The sequence below is a fragment of the Corallococcus sp. AB018 genome (assembly GCF_003986945.1).
GTDB classification, from domain to species: Bacteria; Myxococcota; Myxococcia; order Myxococcales; family Myxococcaceae; genus Corallococcus; species Corallococcus exiguus.
Map to the genome: position 1 here is coordinate 1 of NZ_RAWR01000099.1, position 21,186 is coordinate 21,186.

Genomic DNA, 21,186 nt, shown 5'->3' on the forward strand with positions numbered 1-21,186 from the left:
GGTCTCGGGGTTGTCGGAATTCTCGCTCATGGGGCTCCACGCGTGACGGCCCTTTGAGGGCGGCGGCCTTGAGCGGGCCCGCCGGGGACGTCAGGAAGCAGGTTTTGGGACAGGAAGCCGGACGCGGGGCCTGCGAGAAGGCCGAAACCGCCGGTTCCTGAAACCCCCCGACGGCCCTAGCGCCGGCCGGGAGGCACTGACCACCCTAACAGAGCGCCCGGATGGGGCGCCCGCATTTTCGCCGCCCGTGTGCGCGGCCTGTCCACCGGGAGACCTCCCCGGGGGGCAGGAGGCGTCTCCGGAGCTTGGGGGCACCTCGGGAGGCCGTTCAGCGGATGCGCACGCGGAAGGGCATCATGGCCTTCAGGCCGGGGCGCAGGAGCTCGGGCGAACCCAGCCCCACCTCCCGGGCGAGCACGGACAGGGCCTCCGGCGGGCGCTCCGGCAACGCGGGCAGCAGCAGCCCCGCCAGCGCGTGCACGCCGGGCTCCCCGCCCAGCCCGGAGAGGAAGCCGCGCGCGTCCCCCATGACGTCCAGGTCCAGCTCCTCCGAAGTAGGCACCTTCGCGCGCTTGCGCGCCGACGCGACGGCCTCCGGCATGCCGCCCAGCCCGTCCACCAGCCCCCGGGCGAGCGCGTCCTTCCCGCTCCACACCCGGCCGCGGGCCACGGCGTCCACCTTCGCCTTGTCCATCTTCCGGTTGCGGGCGACCTCCGTGATGAACGTGTCGTAGGAGTCGTCCACCCAGGTCTGCACCGCGGCCTGCTGCTCGGGCGTCCACGGCTTCCACCACTCCAGCAGGTCCGCCATGTCGCCGCGCTTGAGCGTCTCCTGGTTCACCCCCAGCTTGGTGCCCAGGCCCTCCAGCGCGGGCTTCGGGTAGAAGACGCCGATGCTGCCCGTCAGCGTGGTGGGCTCCGCCAGCACCTCGTCCGCGGCCACCGCCGCGTAGTAGCCGCCGGAGGCCGCCGCGTCGCCCATGGAGGCGATGACGGGCTTGTGCTTCTTCGCCTCCAGCACCGCGCGGTACATCAGGTCCGAGGCCAGCACGTCGCCGCCGCCGGAGTCCACGCGCAGGATGATGGCCACCACGGACGGATCCTCCTGGGCCTCCTGCAGCGCGCGCACCACCGTCTCCGCGCCCGCCAACTGCGCGAAGCCCAGCGGGTCCTCGCGGCTGCGGCCCCCGGTGATGTCGCCCAGCACCGGCACCACCGCGATGCGGCGGCGCAGACCCCAGCGGTCCTCGCGCTCTTCGCGCGGCGAGTACGTCGGGTGGAAGCGCATGCCCGGGAACCACTCCGCCACGCGCGCGTCCAGCTCCGTCGCGGACACCACGCCGTCCAGCAGGCCCGCCGCCTGCGCCCGCTTCGAGGACAGGATGCCCTGCGCCCACGCGGCGCGCAGCTTCTCCGGGGGCAGCTTGCGCCCGGCCTCCACGGCCTTCTCGTAGTGCGTCACCTGGGAGTCCAGGTACGCGTCCAGCGTCTCGCGCTCCGCGGGGCTCATGTCGGAGCGGGTGAACTGCTCCATCGCCGTCTTGTACTCACCCACGCGCGCCACGTCCCACGTCACGCCCAGCTTCTCCATGGTGCCGCCCAGCGACGTCACCGTGGCGGACAGGCCGTTGATGGGCAGCGACGCCTCCGTCAGCGCGTAGACGCTGTCCGCCGCGGACGCCACCAGGTAGCCGCGGTCATCTCCGGACAGCATCACCACCACGACCTTCTTGCCCGCCTCGCGCAGCTTGAGCAGCGACTGGCGCAGCTCCTCCGCCGTGCCCCAACCCACGCCGGGCAGGCCCTCCATCTTCACCACCACGCCCTTGAGCCGCTCATCGCGCGTGGCCAGGTCCAGGTACTTCATCAGGCGCAGGTACGGGTCCGCCTCGCTCACGCCCAGGATGGCCAGCGCGGGGCTCACGCCACCAGCCAGCATGTCGTCCAAATCCAGCAGCGCCACCACGCCGCCGCCGCCGTGCAGGGAGCGGTAGCGCTCCGACGACAGGCGCACCTGCAGCACGTGGTCCAGGCCGTTGCCCGCGCCGCCCGCCGCGTACGTCAGGCCCGCGTGGCCCAGGTCCACCGTGGCCGCCAACTGGAGCGCCAGGGGAATGCCGCTGACGAAGCCGTGGGACAGGCCGCCGCCCAGCCTCAGGCCGCGCACCACCTCCGCCTGGAGCGTGTACGTGGCCAGGCCCTCCCGGAAGCCTCCCTCCGCGAAGATCCAGTCCACGCCCAGCGTGTAGCGCTCACCCAGCGGGCGCAGGCCCAGGCCGAAGTTGTAGCGGCGCTGCAGCTTGAGGCCGTCCTGCTCCGGGGCGTTCAGGTCCTTGGCCACCGCGGCCAGCGACAGGAAGCGGAAGGGGCGCGCGGTGAGGCCCACGTCCCAGCTCGTCAGTCCGCTGATGCGGGGGTCATCCGAGCTGCTGAAATCGTGCAGCGCGGCGCCCAGCTGCAGCGTGCGAGGCCCCAGCGACAGGCCGAAGGACGTCTTGCGGTAGTCCGGCGCGTTCTGGCCGCGGATCCACTCCAGGGAGAAGCCCGCGCCCAGGCCCAGCAGGCGCGCGCCCAGGAACACGGCGTCGCCCACGGAGTCGGACTGGAGGTTTCGCTCGTGGAGGTAGAAGAGCTGCCCCGCGTCCTGGAACCCCAGGCCGGCGGGGTTGAGGGACAGGGCGGGCGCTTCGTCGATGAGCGCCGCGTTGGTGGGCGGCAGGGTGATGCCCAGGGGCGGGACGGGGGCGCGGTCGACGGCGCCCGTCTGGGCAATCGCGAGGCTGGGGAGGAGGGCGAGCAGCGGCAGGTGGCGCATACGGACCGGGACTCTAGGTGCGAGCCGTCCCGGGACAAGCGCCGCGTGTTACCAGTCCTCGGTACCCGACACGTCGTCCAGCGGATCATCCCCGGAGTGCTTCTTGACGGACTGTCGGGAGTTGCCTCCGCGGTCCTCCGAACCCCAGTCCTCCGCGCCGCTGCGGTTGTCCAGCGGGTCGCGCTTCTTCTGGACCTGTTCGCCCTCGCTGTTGATGAGCTGGTTGGCGATGCGCTCCATCTCCGACTTGAGCTGGCCGTACTCGTCGCCCTGGAGCACCAGCTTGCGCGAGCCCAGGCGCTTGCCGCTCTTCACGTCGAAGAGGCCCACGGCGAGCTCCGTGCCCCGCTCCGGGATGACGCGCACGGTGCCCACCAGCGCCCGGTCCAGGCTCAGCGACTTGCCCAGCGAGACGATGGCGTTGGCCGGCTTGTCGCTGGGGCGGGACACGTCCGGAATCACCTTGTCCAGCTGCGCGTCGTAGGCCTTGTAGGTGGCCGTGGGCGCCAGCGAGGCGACGACGTCCACGTCGTCCGGCGTCACCTCCGCGATCTGCCCGAACTGGCGGAAGCCCGGCCGCTCCATGCGCACCAGGTGCTTGCCCACCGGCAGCGTGGGCAGCGTCAGCGGCGTGTAGCCCACCGGCTCGCCGTCCACGTACACGCGGGCGCCCGCGGGCCGGGACTTGAAGGTGGCGCTGCCGCGCAGCTGCGAGGGACGGCTGGTGGCCACCTGCACGCGCAGGCTGATGAAGTCCCGGCTGAAGCGCTTGGGGTTCAGCTCGAACGTGGGGTTGAGCGCCATCAGGTCGATGAGCAGCAGCTTGGCCTCCTCCACGTCGCCCCGCAGCTGGAGGATGGCGCCGTGCAACGCCAGCGCGTCGCACAGCGGGAAGCAGGACGTCATGGCCGCGACGGAGCCGTCCAGCTCCTTGAGGGTGGCGCGCACCTTGCGCTCCGCGTCCTCGTACTCGCGCGCCTCGAAGGCCTTGACGCTCTCCTCGTAGCCCTTCTTCGCGCGCTGGAAGGACGCCTGCGCGGACGGGTCGTCCGGCAGACCGAAGAGGTCGCGCGGCTTGCGCACGGAGTAGCTGGGGAAGTTGCCGAGCGCGTCGTTCAGGTAGCTCTCCATCTGCACCCCCGAGGACTCGGACGACGGGTCCATGGGGATGAGCAGCGCGGAGATGCGGCCCGCCGGGGGCGAGGATGACAGCGCCAGGGCGGGCAGCAGCACGAGCGCGAGCGGAAGGGCTTTCATGAGGAGTCCTGTGCGCTTGACGTCCGGGCTAGAAGGAAATTCCACCGGGCAGACCGTTCACCGGGTTGAATCCGGGGCCGCGGTCCGTGGTGGCCACGTACACCACGCCCGCCGTCACGGCCGCCACGCCCGCCGCCGCGGCCCAGAACCAGGGCTTGCGCAGCACGGAGTCGCTGGACACGAGCGGCTCCTTCGACGCGTCCTCGCGGCCCTGGGGCAGCGCGGCGCCGGTGAGGAAGGTGTGCACCTGGTCCGCGGCGAAGTCAGCGCTGCCCTTGCCGTCGCGCTTGCCGAAGTCCACCTCCACGCCGCGCAGGCGGTTCTTGGTGCGCACGTCCCACGCCTGAACCTCGCCGTGCAGCCGGCCCTTCTTGTCCTGGAACGTGGCCGCCAGCACCACGTAGCGCGCGTTGAGCCGCTCGGCGATGGCGCCCACTTCCGGCGGCGTGCCGTTCGCGTCGAAGGCGGCTTCGGTGCCGGCCTTCGTCGCCGCGTCACGCAGCGCGGACAGGCCCGGCGCGGAACCGAGCTTCGTCTTCAGCTCCGTGGGGGCGGACGGCTTCACCTCCACGTACGTCGCGAACGGGGCGTAGCCCGGCAGCACCACCTGCACGGGGTAGCGGCCCGGGGCCAGCTTCGCGCCGGACAGCGGCGTCGTGCCCACGTCGCGGCCGCGCACCAGCACGCGCGCGCCCTGCGGCTGGGTGTTCACCACCAGCGTGCCCTGCGGCTGCGCGTTCAGATCGCTCTGCGCCTCCGAGAACACCCGCTGCACGTCCTGGCCGAAGAGGCCCGCGTCCGGGCGCAGCGACGGCTCCGCGAGGAGCGCGTTCGTGAAGGCCGCCTTCGCGCCCGCCACGTCGCCGTTGAGCAGCTGGGACGCGCCCTGGAAGAGGTACGTCTCACCCAGCTTCTCCGGGCGCAGGTCGCCGGGGCGCTGCACGTAGGCTTCCGCGGCCGCCTTGAACTTCGCCGCGGCGGCGTCCGGGTCCAGGTTGTCGTACGCCGCGCGGCCCTCGTCGAAGAGGGCGTCAGCCCGGGGGTTGCCCTGGGGCTCCGGGGGCGGGAAGGCGGTGGCCAGGTCCACGAACTGGACGTCGCCCGCGCTGCCCAGCCGCCGGGTGAGCGTGTCCTCCAGCTTCGCCGCGGAGTCCGTCGCGGCCGACTGGCGGGCCACGCCAAAGATGGCCACCGCGTTGGACGTCGCCGCGCGCGCCGGAGCCGGAACGTCCGCCAGCTTCTTCGGGGCGGCGGGCGTGGCCGGAGCGACGGGCGCCGGGGCGGCCGCCTTGGGCGCGACGGGCACGTCCGAGTCGGGAGCCGGTTCATCCGGAGGCGTGAAGGTGTCCTCGGGCTCTGCCGCGGGGACCTTCTTGGTGGCGGCGGGGCGCTTCTTCTTCGCGGCGGACTTCCGCTTGGTGGCGGCGTCGGCGGCGGGAGCGCTCAGCATGCAGGCGAGCGCGACAGTCAGGGCAAGGCGGGTGGTGTTCACGATTCGGCGGATGCTAGCCGACCAGCGGGGCGGAAGACCAATGCCTCCCCGGGACGGGTGAACCCGTCCCGGGTGTGCGGGGACTTCCACTTTCTCAGACGTCCAACTCCTGGACCTCGCCGGCCATCTCGGTGATGAACTTGTAACGCGCCGAGACGTCCTTCCCCATCAGGTCATTGATGATGCGGTCGGTCTCCAGCGCGTTGTCGATGGTGACGCGCAGGCTGATGCGGTTCTTCGCGTCGAGCGTCGTCGTCTTCAGCTCGTCGGCCGTCATCTCGCCCAGACCCTTGAAGCGCATGATGTTGGGCTTGGCGTTGCCCTTGGCCTTCTCGCGGATGATGCGGTCGCGGTCCGGCTCGTCCAGGGCCCAGTACGTCTCCTTGCCAATGTCCACCCGGTACAGCGGCGGCTGGGCGATGTGCACGGCGCCCGCCTCAATCAGGGGCCGCAGGTGCCGGTAGAAGAACGTGAGCAGCAGCGTGGCGATGTGGTGGCCGTCGCTGTCCGCGTCCATCAGCAGGAAGACGCGGCCGTAGCGCAGCTTCGTGATGTCGAAGTCGGACCCGATGCCGCAGCCCAGCGCGCTGACGATGTCCTGGAGCTCCTTGTTGGTGGCCACCTTGTCGGTGGACGCCTGCTCCGCGTTGAGCACCTTGCCGCGCAGGGGGAGGATGGCCTGGGTGCGCCGGTCGCGGCCCTGCTTGGCGGAGCCGCCTGCGGAGTCACCTTCCACGATGAACAGCTCGCTGGACGCGGGGTCCGTGGACGAGCAGTCCGCCAGCTTGCCGGGGAGGTTGAGCCGGTGGCTCACCGCGGACTTGCGGCTGATGGCGGCGGAGGCCGCGCGGGACGCCTCGCGCGCGCGGGCGGCCAGGATGATGCGCGCCAGCAGCGCTTCCGCGATGGACTTGTTGTCGTTGAGCCACTTCTCCAGCACCGGGCGGACGGCGCTGTCCACCTGCGCCGTCGTCTCCGAATTGTTGAGGCGGCCCTTCGTCTGCCCCTGGAACTGGGGCTCCACCACGTACACGGAGAGGATGGCGGTGATGCCCTCGCGGATGTCCTCCGCGGTGAGCGACACGCCCTTGGGCGTCAGGCCGTGCGTCTCGATGTAGTTGCGCATCGCCTTGACGATGGCGGCCCTCAAGCCCGCCTCGTGCGTGCCGCCCAGGTTCGTGGGGATGCCGTTGACGTACGAGCGGATGTGCTCGTCCGTGGCCTCCGTCCACGCCAGCGCCACCTCCAGGCGGACCTCGTTGTCGCGCGAGTAGTAGAACGGCGTGCCGCCCACGGGGACGATGGGCTTCTGTCGCTCCGACACGACCTTGGTGAGGTACTCGGCGATGCCGCCGTCGTGCTTGAACGTCTCCGACACGGCGGGCGTGGCCGTCTCGTCCTTCCAGACGACGGTCATCCCCTTGTGCAGGTAGCTCTTCGCCTCCAGGCGCTCGCGCACCAGGGCCGCGTCGAACTTCTGCTTCTCGCCGAAAATCTCCGCGTCCGGCTCGAAGGTGATGGACGTGCCGGTGCCGCGCGCCGGGCCCTCCACCTTGAGGGCGCTGGTGGCCTTGCCTCGCGCGTACGACTGCACGTGGCGCTTGCCGTCCTTCTTGATTTCGATGAGCAGCTTGCTGGTGAGCGCGTTCACCACGGAGCTGCCCACGCCGTGCAGACCGCCCGAGTGGATGTAGTTGCCCTGCTCGAACTTGCCGCCCGCGTGCAGCGTCGTGAGGATGACCTCCACGGCGGGCTTCTTGTGCTTCGGCATCATGTCCACGGGGATGCCGCGCCCGTTGTCCACGACGGTGATGGACTTCGCGCCCTTGTGGAGCGTGACTTCGATGAGGGACGCGAAGCCGTTGATGACCTCGTCCACCGAGTTGTCGACGATCTCCCAGAGGAGGTGGTGGTAGCCCGTGCTGTCGGTGCCACCGATGTACATGGCCGGGCGCTTGCGCACCGGCTCCAGGCCTTCGAGGACCTGGATGTCCGCGCCTGTGTAGGTTTCCTTCTTGGTCGCCATGGCCTTCCCGCTACTCCTTCTTCTCCGGCAGCGGCACGAAGGTGATGGGCTTGGCCACCTCCTTCACCGTGTCGCGCTTGGACATCTCATGGCCCTTGCCGCCGCGGCCCGTCACGGAGAACTTCGCCGGTGACAGGTGCAGCTTGCGGCCCTTCTGCGTCTCGAACTCCAGCACGGCGTCCTTCTGACTGGCCGGCGCCGCGAGGAAGTCCACCACCTTGTCGCCCGCGTCCACCTTGATGACCTGGACGCCCTTGCCGGGGCCCGCCAGCTCATTCACCTCCGCCACCTTGCAGACGAGGGCGTTGGTCTTCTCCGTGAGGACGGCGAGCAGGTCCTTGTCGCCCACCGGCTGCGTGCCGATGATCTCGTCGCCCTCGCCCGTCTTCGCGTAGCGGCGGCCGGCGCGGGTGGACACTTCCGTGTGCGGCGCCAAGAGGAAGCGCAGGCCCAGGCCCTGGCGCGTCACCGCCACCAGCTTCGCCGGCTGGTGCAGGCGGGCATCCTGGGACAGGGCGCCCACCACGCGCTCGCCGTCGTCGAACTTGAACAGCTTCTGCACCGGGTCGCCGTAGCCGGTGGAGGCCGGAATGTCGTTGAAGCGGGTGACGTAGGCGGTGCCGAAGTTGCTGAACAGCACCAGGTTCGCCTTCAGGCTGCCGGCGAGCACCGCCATCACCGCGTCGCCTTCACGCAGGCGGGTGGTGGACGGGTCCTTCACCTCGCGCACGCGCTTGATCCACCCGTCGCGCGTAATCACGACGTGGGCGTCCTCGTCCGCGATGAACGCCTCCGCGGAGAACTCCATCTCTTCTGAGCCCGCGCCGCCAATGCGCGTGCGGCGCTTGTCGGTGTACGCGGCCTTGAGGCCGGACAGCTCGTCGTGGATGACCAACCAGCGCTTCTTCACGTCCTTGAGGATGCCCTCGATGCGCTTGATCTCCGCGCGCTTCTCCTTGAGCTCCTTCTGGACGATGAGGATCTCCAGGCGGGCCAGCTTGTAGAGGCGCATCTCCAGGATGGAGTCCACCTGGAGCTCATCCATCTTGAAGCGCGCCATCAGCTTCTGGGCGGCGTCCTGCTTGCCCTCCGACTGGCGGATGATCCGGATGATTTCATCCAGCGCGTCGTAGGCCTTCTCGAAGCCCTCGAGGATGTGGACGCGCCGCTTGAGCTCCGCCAGCTCGTGCTCGAAGCGCTTGGTGACGATCTCCAGGCGGAAGTCGAGGAAGTAGCGGAGGATGGACTTGAGGTCCAACCGCTTGGGCGTGCCGACGTCCGGGTTGTCCGACGGCACGAGGCACGTCAGGTTCACGCCGAAGTTCGTCTGCAGGGGCGTGTGCTTGTAGAGGTACGCCATCACCAGCTCGGGGTTGGCGTCCTTCTTGAGCTCCATGACGATGCGCACGTCCTTGGTGGACTCGTCGCGCACGTCGGTGATGAGCGGCAGCTTGCGCTCGCGCACCAGCTCGCCAATCTTCGCGACGAGCGTGGACTTGTTCACCGTGTACGGGATGGAGGTCACGACGATCATCTGACCGCCGCGCTTGTGCTCCTCCATCTTGTACTCGCCGCGGATGCGGACGGAGCCCTGGCCCGTCTCGTAGATGTCCCGCAGCTCCTTCTTGTCGTTGAGGATCTGCCCGCCGGTGGGGAAGTCCGGCCCCTTGATCCACTTGAGCAGGTCCTTGGTCTGCAGCTCCGGGTCGTTGATGAGCGCCAGGAGCGCGTCCACCAGCTCGCCCAGGTGATGGGGCGGGATGTTGGTGGCCATGCCCACCGCGATGCCGGTGGTTCCGTTCATCAACAACTGCGGCACGCGCGCCGGGATGACGACGGGCTCGTCCCGGGTGCCGTCGTAGTTGGGGCGGAAGCGGACCGTCTTGCTGTCCAGCTCACCCAAGAGCTCCGTGGCCAGCTTCTCCAGGCGGCACTCGGTGTAGCGGTAGGCTGCGGCGGAGTCGCCGTCCAGCGAGCCGAAGTTGCCGTGGCCGTCCACCAGCGGGTAGCGCAGGGAGAAGTCCTGCGCCATGCGCACGAGCGCGTCGTAGATGGCCGTGTCGCCGTGCGGGTGGTAGCGGCCCATGATGGCGCCGACCACTTGCGCGCACTTCTGGTACTTCGTGTCGAACGACAGGTTCAGGTCGTTCCACATGCCGTAGAGGATGCGGCGCTGCACCGGCTTGAGGCCGTCGCGCACGTCGGGCAGGGCACGCGAGGTGATGACCGACAGGGCGTAGTTGAGGTACCGGCGGCGCGCTTCCTCGGCCAGGCCCGCGGGCAGGCTGTCCCCGCCACCAGCGCCGGACCCGCCGCCGCCGCCGCCCTTTCCTCCGCCCCCTGCCGGGCCTCCCTGCTTCTTGCGCGACTTCGTTTCGGCTTCTGCGAGCATGGTCATGGAATCCAGATGGGTTTCACACGGGCCGACCGGCCGGGCGTGACGCGGCGCGCGGGCGTCACGCCGTGCGCGCTGCGACTACCAGTCGGGTGGGACCCTCGACGTCAGATGGGCCGGACTACCATGGGCCTCTGACATTGAGAACGAATTCGGGAGGTTGCAGCGGCTCCAGCCCGGAACTTCTGCACGTCCGTACAGTCCTATGCCTGCTTGAAACCCACCGCCAACCCCCCGGAATTCCGAGGGGAGTGGGGGCAGGGCCTGGCCGGCGGGCTGCTGGGACTAGCCGTTGTCGCCGTTGGGGTTGGCGCGGGGCTTCTTGCCCTCCGCGTCAGGGGCGCGGCCCCAGCCGCGGCCGCTCTTGAAGATCTGCACGCCCCGGCCGGAGCCGCCACCGGCCATCCCGTTGATGGTGGCGGTGAGGGCCTTGCTGCCCGGCGGGTGGTAGATGACGCGCACCTTGCGGGCGGAGGGCAGGAGCGCGCTGGTGGCGTCCACCAGCAGGTAGACCGTGGTGCCGTCCGTCTGGATGCGCTCCGGGTCCTGGCGGTTGTTGAGGTCCGCGAGCAGCTCGCCCGCGTCCGCGCTGGTGGCGTCCGAGCTCAGCTGGCGGATCTTCACGCGCAGGGTCATCTCTGGAGGCGCGTCCTGGCGCTTGTACTCCCGCACGCCTTGGATGACGACCGCCAGGTCGGCGCCGTTCTCCGGGGCCTTGTTGGCGTCCAGGTGGAGGCCGGACTGGACGCTGGAGTCGGTGTCCAGGAAGAGGGTGACGTTGGCGCAGCGCTGCTTGCACTCCTCGCCGAAGGGGTCCTTGTTGAACTTCAGGCGCATGGCGAAGTCGCTGCCCTGGGGCCCGATGGTGGCATCCACGATGACGGGGCGCTCATCGTCCGGTGACGGCTTGTAGCGGAAGGTCGAGGTGGACCGCCCCGCGGCGGAGGTGGACGCGCTGACCAGCAGCGAACAGGCGAGCAGGGTGGGCAGGCGCTTCACGGACTTGGACCTCCTGACGGCGTGGGGCATCAAAAAGAGGCATTCAAAGGGAACTGGCCCCGGGCCGGCAAGCCTGGGGCGTAGAGTGGCCGTCTGGAGGACAACCATGCCCACACCGTACGTGCGTCAGCTCAAGCTCGGACCGATGGACAACTTCGTCTACCTGGTGGGTCCCCAGGACGGCCCGGAGGTGGTGGTGGTGGATCCGGCCTGGGACGTGCCGGCCATCGAGGCGGCGGTGGCGCAGGACGGCAAGCGCGTGGTGGGCGCGTTCGTGTCGCACTGCCACGGCGACCACATCAACGGCCTCGACGAGCTGCTGTCGCGCCATGACGTCCCGGTGTACGCGCAGGCGGAGGAGGTCGCCTTCTCCAGCGAGCTGCGCAAGCGTGGGGGGGACGCGCTTCGGTCCCTGAGGGCGGGCGACGCGGTGCCGGTGGGCGCGCGCACGTTCCATGCGCTGCACACGCCCGGGCACACGCCGGGGTCGCACTGCCTGCTGGCGGAGGACGCGCTCGTGTCCGGGGACACGGTCTTCATCAACGGGTGCGGCCGGTGCGACTTCCCGGGCGGTAGCCCGGAGGACATGTACCGCTCGCTGTCGCAGGTGCTGGCGAAGGTGCCGGACACCGCGCGGCTGTACCCCGGGCATGACTACGCGGACGTGCCGGTGGCCCAGATGGAGGCCATCCGCCAGAAGAACCCGTACTTCGGCTTCCCGGACATGGCGTCGTTCGTGGCCTTCCGGATGCGACCGCGGCGGTGACTCTCCACGTCCGGGCGTTTCTGACACCCTCGGAGATTTCGCGTACGGGCGCACTCGCGACAGTCTTGAAGTAAACTCAAGCCAGGGAAGCTCGGAAGAGGGCTCCCGCTGCCTTGAGGGGACGCGCGATGCCCGTGGAGATCAGCTCGGTCGCAGTGAAGGATGCGGACGCGAAGACGTGGGCGGACGGCGCCTACTCGTACGCGCGGACGACGGACCGCACCCGGCTGGCCCACCTGACGAAGGTGGGGTTGCGCAACACGCTCCGGTCGTGGATCGCCTCGAAGCCGTGGTCGTTCCCCAAGGGCACGAAGCTGGGCTCCTTCGAGCCCACTTTCGGCATGACGAACACCGCGCCCAAGGCCTACTGGAAGGCCTTCGCCAGCAAGGGCGAGTTCTACATGCACCTGATGTACGAGGCCGACGCCCGCTGCCAGCGCAACCGCGAGCTGGAGCAGGAGCTGGCCGAGGACGTCCTGGAGCATGCCCGGACACGCCAGACGCTGAATGACCTGCGCAGGGCGCTGGGGCAGTACCTCTGGGAGCACGACAGCTGGAGCGGGACCATCAGCCACGTCGTGCAGACGTACTCGCCCTTCAACCTGCTGCCCAACATGACGGGCAGCTACAACGAGGCCAACTCGTACCCGGCCTACGAGCGCCGTCAGTGGGAGAAGCTGGGCGGCAACCTCAACCCCATCAACCTGGTGATGAACCTGACGGCGCAGCCGCTGTACGACTACAGCGTGCGCAGCAAGGACCGGGTGAGCCTGAGCTATGACCGGCGGGACTTCTCCGTCGCGGAGAACGTCGCCATCCTCCACGACCTCAAGGAGCTGTTCAGCCCCATTGGCAACAGCCGGGCCATGATCTCCATGCACAAGGAGCTGGTCCCGCATCCCTACCAGGGGGCGACGAGCCCCGCCCGGCCCAGGCGTTGGACGACGGACGGCGCAGCTCGCGCGAACGTGCTCAAGAAGGACCTCACGCGCTACACCGGGGATCCGCACACGGAGCGCCGACAGGTGGCCTGGGATCAGGGGCGCAAGGGCGCGGGCACGCGCAACGAGGACTCGCCGGACACGGAGACGGCGCGAGAGCACCACATGCCCATCGAGACCGGGCGCTCGCACACGGCGGCCCGCCTGTTCGAGATGGTCGCCCTGCTGCGGCCCGCGAATGGCGCGGGCCCGGTGGCAACCCAGCTCTTCGCGGACCGGATGAAGGCCATGGCCTTCGGCATCTTCGGGTACTGGAACGCGGACCAGTCCGTGGGTGGCTACCCCAAGAGCCTCACGCCGGTGCACACCTACCACGAGGTGATGGACCCGGCGGAGGACTACCTGATGGACATCTACGAGCACCCCTTCACGTACGACGACGTGATCGCCTGGCTGGGGACCTGAGCGCCCGCTCGGCTCACACCCGCCGCGCGCGGGCCATGGGCGGCATCTTCACGCCGCCGCCCGGCTTCGCGTGCATGGCCCAGTACGCGGACACACCCAGCAGGGCCAGCGACAGCAGCGTCCACAGGGCCGCCCAGACGATGGATGGCACCCACGTCTCGCTGGCGAGGATGGCCGCGTCGCTCTGCGCGCGCACCGCGCTGTTCCACAGGTCGTCCCTCAAATCGAAGATGACGTAGAGGGCGGTGAAGGCCGCGAGGAACAGGTTGAGCGCGTCCACCAGCCCCGTGGGCAGGAAGCGCGCACCCAGTCCCATGGCCAGGGCCATGCCCAGGCAGAAGGCCAGGGTGAACGGGTCGCCCGCGTAGAAGAAGCCCATCACCGCCAGCCACACGGACGCCGCGCCCATCACCGCGCGGCCCAGCCGGAACCGGAACGTGGCCAGCATCAGCCCCGCGCCCGCCACCGCGCTGCCCAGGTAGCCCGCGGATGACACGATGACGCGGTTGAGCACGCCCGGCGGCAGGCGGGAGAGGCAGCTGCCTCCCTCGTTCACCTGGAGGTGCACCCGGTCCACCGAGCCCCCCACGAGCAGCGAGGCGATGGCATGCCCGCTCTCATGCATCATCACCACCAGCACCTTCACCGGCCACAGCACCGGCGAATACCAGAAGTACCAGGACGCCCCCATCAAGAGCAGGAGCAGCGCCAGCCTTCCAAAATCCAGTGTCGCCCCGCTCGCGGTCCGCATCGCTGGTCCCCTCCTGCCTGGACACCGGAACATCCAAGCGCGTTCCATCTTCCGCGAAAACGCGCCCCCCGGACACCGGAACGGTCGCGCCGGGGCGGCGGACGGAGTAGGGAAGGGTCACCATGAAGAAGACGCTCCTTCTCCTCTCGCTCGTGGCAGCCCCGGCCTTCGCCGGGGAAGGGAAGTGGACCCCCCAGCAGGTGCTGGAGCTGAGCCCTGCCTGGCTCAAGGCCCAGGGCCTCCAACTGCCACCCAACAAGCTCTGGGACCCCAAGCGGGGCACGGGCCTGCTGGCGGGCACGGTGAACACCGGCGGCTGCTCCGGGTCGTTCATCTCCGCCTCCGGCCTCATCATCACCAACCATCACTGTGCCTTCTCCATCATCCAGGAGCACAGCTCCCCGCAGAAGGACCTCATCACCGACGGCTTCCTCGCGAAGAGCCAGTCGGAGGAGCTCCCGGGCAAGGGCTCGCGCGTGCAGGTGCCGCGCGGCTTCAAGGACGTGACGGCGGAGATCAACGGCGCCGTGCCGCAGGGCGCGGACGACCTCGCGCGCTACAAGGCCATCGACCGCAAGCAGAAGGAGCTGGTGGCCGAGTGCGAGAAGCGCCCCGCCACCCGCTGCCAGGTGGCCACCTTCGACGGCGGCGTGAACTACACGCTGGTGGACGCGGTGGAGTTGCAGGACGTGCGCCTGGTCTACGCGCCGCCGCGCGCCGTGGGTGAGTACGGCGGCGAAGAGGACAACTGGATGTGGCCGCGCCACACCGGTGACTTCGCCATCATCCGTGCGTACACCGCGCCGGACGGCGCCTCCGCGGCGTTCAGCGACAAGAACGTGCCCTACAAGGCGGAGTTCTTCTTCCCCCTGTCCACCGAAGGCGTGAAGCCGGGCGACTTCGTGATGGTGCTGGGCTACCCGGGCAGCACCTACCGCACGCTGCTGGCGGACGAGATGGCGGAGCGCCAGGCGCGCTACTACCCGCGCATGCGCGACGTGCTGGGCGAGGCCATCCGCATCCTGGAGACGGAAGGGGAGAAGGATCCGGCCGGGAAGATCGCCGTGGCCTCGCAGCTCAAGGGCCTGCACAACGCCTACAAGAACGCGGGCGGCCAGCTGGCGGGCCTGAAGCGCGGCCACATCGTGGAGAAGCAGCGCGACACGGAGGCCGCCACCGTCGCCTGGGCGCGGAAGGACGCCGCGAAGTGGGGGGATGCCCTCAAGGCCCGCGAGGCGCTGCTCGCGGAGCAGCAGGACTCCGCCAAGACCTTCGACCGCGAGTTCCTCCTGAACATGTCCAGCCGTCTGGCGCGAGGCCCCGCGCTGGCCACGTCCGTGTCCCGGCTGGCCATGGAGCGCGCGAAGCCGGACCTGGAGCGCCGCCCGGAGTACATGGACCGCGAGGTGCCGCGCATCAAGGACCGCCTGGAGCGCGAGCAGAAGAACCTCTTCCTCGCCTCGGACAAGGCGCTGCTGCACGCGTTCGTGAAGCGCGCGCAGGCGCTCCCCGCGGACGCGCGCATCGCGTCCGTGGACGCCGTGTTTGGCAAGACGTACTCGGAGAAGGACGTCTCCGCGAAGATCGACTCGCTGTACGCGGGCACCAAGGTGCTCACCCTGGCGGAGCGCCTGAAGATGGCGGACGAGTCCGTGGGGCAGCTCGCCGCGCGCCGCGACCCCATGCTGGCGTTCGGCATGGAGCTGGCGAAGGAGCAGGCCGCGCTGGATGACACGCGCGACCGTCGTCAGGGCGCGTCCTCCCGGCTGCGGCCGGCGTGGCGCAAGGCGGTGATGGCGCAGGCGGGCAAGCCGATTGCTCCGGACGCCAACAGCACGCTGCGCGTGTCGTTCGCCAAGGTGCAGGGCTACACGCCGCGCGACGGCGCGCTGTACCTGCCGCAGACGACGCTGACGGGGATGATGCAAAAGCACACCGGTGAGGAGCCCTTCAACGCGCCGGAGAAGGTGCGCGCGGCCGCGGCGGCGAAGAAGTTCGGGCAGTGGGCGGACCCCCGGCTGAAGGACGTGCCGGTCGACTTCCTGGCGGACGCGGACACCACGGGCGGCAACTCCGGCAGCCCCACGGTGAACGGCAAGGGTCAGCTGGTGGGCGTGAACTTCGACCGCGTGTGGGAGAACGTCGCGAACGACTTCGGCTACAATCCGGACGTGGCCCGGAACGTCAACGTGGACGTGCGCTACCTGCTCTGGCAGCTCGACCAGGTCGAGGACGCGGACGCGCTCCTGCGCGAACTCAACGTCCGCAAGGGCAAGCCGGTGGCCAAGGAGGCTCGCTGACATGTCGGACGCGGGGGACGGGACTCCAGCGCTGCCCACCTTCCGGCCGGATGAGCGGGTGTGTGGCAACTGCAAGCTCTGGAGCCCGCACTCCGTGGATCATCGTGGATGGGTAGGGCCGTGCCGCCTGCAGAACTCGCGCGGCATGTTCCCGCCCTCCGCGCCCATCTGTGACAAGTACGCGCCCCGGGGCTCCGCGGCCCCGGCGCCCGTGGTTTCGAGCACGCGAACCCGCGCCCCGCGCAGCGTGGCGCCCGTGGTGGTGCGCCACCGCGCGGATCCGCACGAAGTGGTGGACCTGGAAGGGCTGAACATGACGCGCGAAGAGCTGATGGACATCTTCCGGGAGGCGGCGGCCCTCAGTGATCCGCCGCTCGCCGGCAAGTGGGAGGGCGGCACGGTGCGGCTGGTGCCGGGCAACCCGGAGCTGCAGGCGAAGGACATGCCCATCGACGGCCTGTTCCACAAGGTCACGATGGTGCGCGACCGCATCCGCGTGCTGGAGCAGAAGCTCAACGCGCACCCCAAGCTCACGGACGCGGAGAAGGCGGAGATGCAGGGCTACATCACCCGCGTCTACGGCTCGCTCACCAGCTTCAACCTCCTCTTCAAGGAGAAGGGTGATCAGTTCGTGGGCAGCAAGGGCGACGAGTAACGGCGCCCGGGCTCGGGAGACTCAAGGCCGCTGGCCGCGCTCCTCCATCACGGTGAGGGCGCGCTGGCGGCCGCGGTGCAGGGCGCTCTTCACGGTGCCCTCGGGGATGCGCAGGAGCCGGGCGATTTCGGCGGAGCCCAGGCCGCGCACCTCGCGCAGGTAGAGCACCTGCCGCTGCTGGGGGTTCACCTCCTCCAGCGCTTCGTGGAAGTGCTGCTGCATCTGCGTGCCCATGGCGTGGGCCTCTGGCGACACGGCCTCCTGGGGCGCGTGCGTCAGCCGCTCCCGGCGCCTTCGCGCGCGCAGCCAGTTGATGCTGCTGTTGACCATCACCCGGTGCAGCCAGGTCGTCCACGTCGCCCGTCCATCCAGTCCCGGAGGCTGCCGCGACAGGCGCATGAAGACGTCCTGCACCACGTCCTCCGCGTCGTCGGTGTCCCCCACGATGCGCCGGGCAATGGCCAGCGCCCGGGGACGGTGAAGGGCGTACAAAGCATCCAGGGTGGGGAAGGGGAGGACGGCGGCGTGCGGGCCCATGGCGGACGGTCTCCTGTGTCTTCCCGTGAAACGAACGGGCCCGCGAAAGGGTCTATTGCCCTGGAGGGCATGCGACTCCGGGGCCGTGTTTTCGCCCGGACAGCCGGTGCGCACCTTCCGGGCATGGCTCAGCTGGCCCAGTACGGACGCAGGAGGCCGTTCATGCCCCGGCGCCGCGAGGGCAGCGGCATCATGGACCTGCTCCTGGGGCGCCCGCTCACCAGCGCCCAGGCGATGCAGGAGAAGACGGGCGTCCTCACCGGCGTGGCCCTGCTCGGGCTGGATGCGCTGTCCTCCACCGCGTACGGCCCGGAGGCCGCGCTCACCGTGCTGCGCCCGCTGGGGGCCTCGGGGTTGTGGCTGCTCTTCCCCATCACCGCCGCCATCGTCGGGCTCTTGATGATCGTCGCGAGCTCATACGCGCAGACCATCGCCGCGTATCCCAGCGGTGGCGGCGCGTACACCGTGGCGAAGCAGAACCTGGGGCGGGGCGCGGGGCTGCTCGCGGCGACGGCGCTGATGCTGGACTACCTGCTCAACGTGGCGGTGGGCATCTCCGCCGGAACGGGCGCGCTGGTGTCCGCGTTCCCCGCCTTGCGGCCCCACACGCTGCCCATCACCCTGGGCATCCTGGCGCTGCTCACCCTGGTGAACCTGCGCGGCGTCAGCGAGGCGGGCGCCGTGTTCGTCGTGCCCACGTGGTTCTTCATCACCTCGTTGAGCGTGGTGCTGGCCGTGGGCCTCTTCAAGCTGGCCACCGGTGACGCGATGCCCGTGCAGCAGCCGCCGCCGCTGGCGGTGCCCACCGCGTCCCTGGGCGCGTGGCTGGTGATTCGCGCCTTCGCCAGCGGATGCACGGCGATGACGGGCGTGGAGGCCATCAGCAACGCCGTGCCCATCTTCCGCGACCCGTCCATCCGCCGGGCGCGCACCACGCTGGGCATCATCGTGGGCGTCCTGGTGACGATGCTGCTGGGCATCGCGCTCCTGTGCCGGGCGTACGGCGTGGGCGCCACGGACCCCGACGGCGCGAACTACCAGACGGTGCTGTCGCAGCTCATCGCGGCGGTGATGGGGCGCGGCGTCTTCTACTACGTGGCCATGGCCGCCATCCTCTGCGTGCTCGCGCTGTCCGCGAACACCAGCTACGCGGGCTTTCCGCTCGTCTGCCAGGTGCTGGCGCGCGAGCGCTACCTGCCGCCGGGCTTCGCCCACCGGGGACGGAGGCTCGCCCTGTCGCGCGGCATCCTCACCCTGTCCACGCTCGCGGCCGTGCTGCTCATCGTGTGCAAGGGCATCACGGACCGGCTGATTCCCCTGTTCGCCATTGGCGCGCTGATGGCCTTCACCCTTTCGCAGGCCGGCATGGTGGTGCACTGGAGCCGGCACCGGGAGGATGAGGGCTGGCGGTGGCGCCGGGCCCTCAACGGCGCGGGAGCGGTGATGACGGCGCTCACGCTGTGCATCGTGGGCGTATCCAAGTTCGTGCACGGCGGCTGGGCCGCGTTCGTCCTCGTGCCCGTGGGCTTGCTGGTGCTGTCGCGCGTTCACGCCGCGTACACGCGCACGCGGCAGGTGACGGAGCTGAAGCGGCCCGTGCTCCTGACGCCCGCGTCACCGATTGTCGCAGTGGTGCCGGTGGACCGCTGGTCCCACGCGTCGGAGACGGCGCTGCGCTTCGCGCTGACGCTGAGCGATGACGTGCGCGCGGTGCACATCTGCAGCGGCGACACCGACGAGGCGGCGCTGGACGCCCAGTGGCAGCGCTTCGTCCAGGCGCCGCTCCAGGAGGCCGGGCGCAAACCCCCGCCGCTCGTGCACGTGGGGTCGCCGTACCGCGCGCTGGTGTGGCCGCTGATGGACTACCTGGACGCGCTGCTCGAGGAGGTGCCGGGCGGCACCGTGGCCATGGTGCTGCCGGAGCTGCTGGAGAAGCGCTGGTACCGGGCCATGCTCTACGGCCGCCGCTCGGAGCTGCTCCGCAGCGCGCTGCTGTTGTCCGGCGAGCGGCGCCTGGTGGTGGTCAGCGTGCCCTGGTACATGCGCACGCAAGCGCACCCGGCGCCGCACTCCGCCTGGGGCGACCCCGCCCACCCCGGAGACAGCGGGTAGGGCGGAAGCGCCTTCGACGTCACTCCTGCTCGTCCTGCTTCGTCAGGCCCCAGTCCTTCAGGCGCTTGAAGAGGGTGGAGCGCGCGAGGCCCAGCTCTCGCGCCACGCGCTCGCGGTTGTTGTTGAAGCGTCGCAGCGCGGTTTCGATGATCTGCCGCTCCAGCTTCTCCAGCATCTGCTCCAGCGTCATGCCCGGTGGAAGCTCCGGCACGGTGATGCCCGTCTCGCGGTTGACCTCCTGGTCGAAGGACAGGTCGCTCGCGTCGATGGACGGGCCCTTGCGCAACAGCAGCGCGCGGTGCACCACGTTGCGCAGCTCGCGGATGTTGCCCGGCCACGCGTGCTGCTGGAGCCGGTCCAACGCGGCCGGCGTGAAGCGCACCGTCTGTCCGCGCGGGGCGAACGCGCGCATGAAGTGCTCCGCCAGCGCCACCACGTCTCCCCGGCGGCTGCGCAGGGGCGGCAGGTGCAGGGGCACGACGCACAGGCGGTAGTAGAGGTCTTCGCGGAAGCGGCCCTCGCGCGCCGCCGCCAGCAGGTCGCGGTTGGTGGCCGCCACCACGCGCACGTCCACGTGCAGCGGGCGGCTGGCGCCCACGCGCTTGATTTCGCCGCTCTCCAGCGCGCGCAGCAGCTTCGCCTGGAGGTCCAGGGGCAGCTCGCCAATCTCGTCCAGGAACAGCGTGCCGCCGTCCGCCTCCTCGAAGGCGCCCTTGCGCGCGCCCACGGAGCCGGTGAACGCGCCCTTCTCGTGGCCGAACAGCTCGCTCTCGATCAGCTCCTTGGAGATGGCGGCGCAGTTGACCGGGATGAGCGGCCGGTTCGCGCGCGGCGAGCACGCATGCAGCGCGTTCGCCACCAGCTCCTTGCCCGTGCCGGACTCGCCCAGGATGGTGACGGCCGCGGTGGACGGCGCCACGCGCTGAATCAGGTCCGTGAGCTGCCGCACGGACGGGTCGTTCCCGAGGATGCCGTGGAAGGCCTGCGCCTCCTTCTTCGCCGCGGGCACGGTCTCCAGGATCAGCTCCGCCTCGCCCACGCGCAGCGTGGTGGGCAGCGTCACCTCCGCCTCGAAGAGGCGCACCGGCCCCAGCCAGGTGCCGTTGGTGGAGCGCAGGTCCACGACGTGGAAGACGCCTTCCCGGCGAGTCACCTTGAGGTGCCGGCCGGAGATGAACCGGTCCTGGAGCACCAGGTCGTTGCCTGCGTCCTTGCCCACCGTGAAGCTGTCGCCGGTGAGCCGGTGCACGGCTTCCGAGCCGCCCTGCTTCACGCGCAGCTGCGCGGCCTGCCAGCGCTGCGAGTCGCGGCCCTGCACGGCGGTGGCGCTGCCGGCCTCCGTGGCCGCGTCCGCGTCGTCGCTGGCGCCGTGCTGGCGGAACACCGCGCGCCACTGGCCCAGCTCGATGTCCGCGCCGTCCGGCAGGTCCGCGTGCTCCACCATCGCGCCCGCGACCTTCGTGCCCTTGCCGGACAGGTCCTCCACGCGGCACTTCTGGCCGTCCCACAGGAGGGCCACCTGCTGGCGGCTCACCTCTGGATCCGGAATGGCCACGTCGCTGGAGTCGCCCCGGCCGAGCACCACCCGCGCCCGGTCCACCGCCACCCGCAGCACTTCCTCGCCTCGACGGAAGAACACCAGCTCCGGCATTACGAACTCTCTCCCACGCCCGGA

General features: G+C 70.1%; 14 protein-coding genes. 5 read left to right on the forward strand and 9 right to left on the reverse strand.

Annotated features, from left to right (window positions below; translation table 11 throughout):
* Window positions 1-328: 328 nt before the first annotated feature.
* From sppA to D7Y11_RS21550, 6 genes are all read right to left on the reverse strand, one after another.
* The gene (sppA, locus tag D7Y11_RS21525) at window positions 329-2,815 is read right to left on the reverse strand and encodes a signal peptide peptidase SppA (RefSeq protein WP_126934654.1); all 2,487 of its coding nucleotides are present in this window, start codon (window positions 2,813-2,815) and stop codon (window positions 329-331) included.
* Between the two features lie 48 nt (window positions 2,816-2,863).
* Window positions 2,864-4,072: a PEGA domain-containing protein gene (locus D7Y11_RS21530; RefSeq protein ID WP_120577246.1), complete on the reverse strand. Its 1,209-nt coding sequence runs from the start codon at window positions 4,070-4,072 to the stop codon at window positions 2,864-2,866.
* Between the two features lie 28 nt (window positions 4,073-4,100).
* Window positions 4,101-5,564 carry a PEGA domain-containing protein gene (locus tag D7Y11_RS21535; protein WP_233607354.1) on the reverse strand — a complete coding sequence of 488 codons (1,464 nt, stop codon included), beginning with the start codon at window positions 5,562-5,564 and terminating at the stop codon, window positions 4,101-4,103.
* 94 nt (window positions 5,565-5,658) lie between these two features.
* Entirely contained in the window at window positions 5,659-7,590 is a 1,932-nt protein-coding gene (locus D7Y11_RS21540; RefSeq protein WP_120577245.1) for a type IIA DNA topoisomerase subunit B, read from the reverse strand.
* 10 nt (window positions 7,591-7,600) lie between these two features.
* Complete coding sequence (locus tag D7Y11_RS21545; protein ID WP_172808710.1) at window positions 7,601-9,982, reverse strand: DNA topoisomerase (ATP-hydrolyzing) subunit A; 2,382 nt, start codon at window positions 9,980-9,982, stop codon at window positions 7,601-7,603.
* Window positions 9,983-10,270: 288 nt separating this feature from the next.
* Window positions 10,271-10,984: a hypothetical protein gene (locus D7Y11_RS21550; RefSeq protein WP_120577248.1), complete on the reverse strand. Its 714-nt coding sequence runs from the start codon at window positions 10,982-10,984 to the stop codon at window positions 10,271-10,273.
* Between the two features lie 106 nt (window positions 10,985-11,090).
* Between D7Y11_RS21550 and D7Y11_RS21555 the strand changes: the two genes are divergently transcribed.
* Window positions 11,091-11,750, forward strand: a complete 660-nt coding sequence (locus D7Y11_RS21555; RefSeq protein WP_121753878.1) for an MBL fold metallo-hydrolase — start codon at window positions 11,091-11,093, stop codon at window positions 11,748-11,750.
* A 128-nt stretch (window positions 11,751-11,878) separates the two neighbouring features.
* Window positions 11,879-13,156, forward strand: coding sequence for a hypothetical protein (locus D7Y11_RS21560; RefSeq protein ID WP_120577242.1), 1,278 nt, complete (start codon window positions 11,879-11,881; stop codon window positions 13,154-13,156).
* A gap of 13 nt (window positions 13,157-13,169) precedes the next feature.
* Here the strand turns inward: D7Y11_RS21560 and D7Y11_RS21565 are convergent, their stop codons facing one another.
* On the reverse strand, window positions 13,170-13,907 hold the full coding sequence (locus D7Y11_RS21565) for a M50 family metallopeptidase (RefSeq protein ID WP_120577241.1): 738 nt from the start codon (window positions 13,905-13,907) through the stop codon (window positions 13,170-13,172).
* 122 nt (window positions 13,908-14,029) lie between these two features.
* On the opposite strand from D7Y11_RS21565, the gene D7Y11_RS21570 reads away from it, so the two are divergent.
* The gene (locus D7Y11_RS21570; RefSeq protein WP_126934656.1) at window positions 14,030-16,207 is read left to right on the forward strand and encodes a S46 family peptidase; all 2,178 of its coding nucleotides are present in this window, start codon (window positions 14,030-14,032) and stop codon (window positions 16,205-16,207) included.
* A gap of 1 nt (window position 16,208) precedes the next feature.
* Window positions 16,209-16,862: a hypothetical protein gene (locus D7Y11_RS21575; protein ID WP_120563381.1), complete on the forward strand. Its 654-nt coding sequence runs from the start codon at window positions 16,209-16,211 to the stop codon at window positions 16,860-16,862.
* 21 nt (window positions 16,863-16,883) lie between these two features.
* On the opposite strand, the gene D7Y11_RS21580 is transcribed toward D7Y11_RS21575, so the two are convergent.
* The gene (locus tag D7Y11_RS21580) at window positions 16,884-17,399 is read right to left on the reverse strand and encodes an RNA polymerase sigma factor (RefSeq protein ID WP_120577238.1); all 516 of its coding nucleotides are present in this window, start codon (window positions 17,397-17,399) and stop codon (window positions 16,884-16,886) included.
* 162 nt (window positions 17,400-17,561) lie between these two features.
* Between D7Y11_RS21580 and D7Y11_RS21585 the strand changes: the two genes are divergently transcribed.
* Window positions 17,562-19,511, forward strand: a complete 1,950-nt coding sequence (locus D7Y11_RS21585; protein ID WP_126934657.1) for an APC family permease — start codon at window positions 17,562-17,564, stop codon at window positions 19,509-19,511.
* Window positions 19,512-19,530: 19 nt separating this feature from the next.
* Here the strand turns inward: D7Y11_RS21585 and D7Y11_RS21590 are convergent, their stop codons facing one another.
* Window positions 19,531-21,162: a sigma 54-interacting transcriptional regulator gene (locus D7Y11_RS21590; protein WP_120577236.1), complete on the reverse strand. Its 1,632-nt coding sequence runs from the start codon at window positions 21,160-21,162 to the stop codon at window positions 19,531-19,533.
* Window positions 21,163-21,186 lie beyond the last annotated feature (24 nt).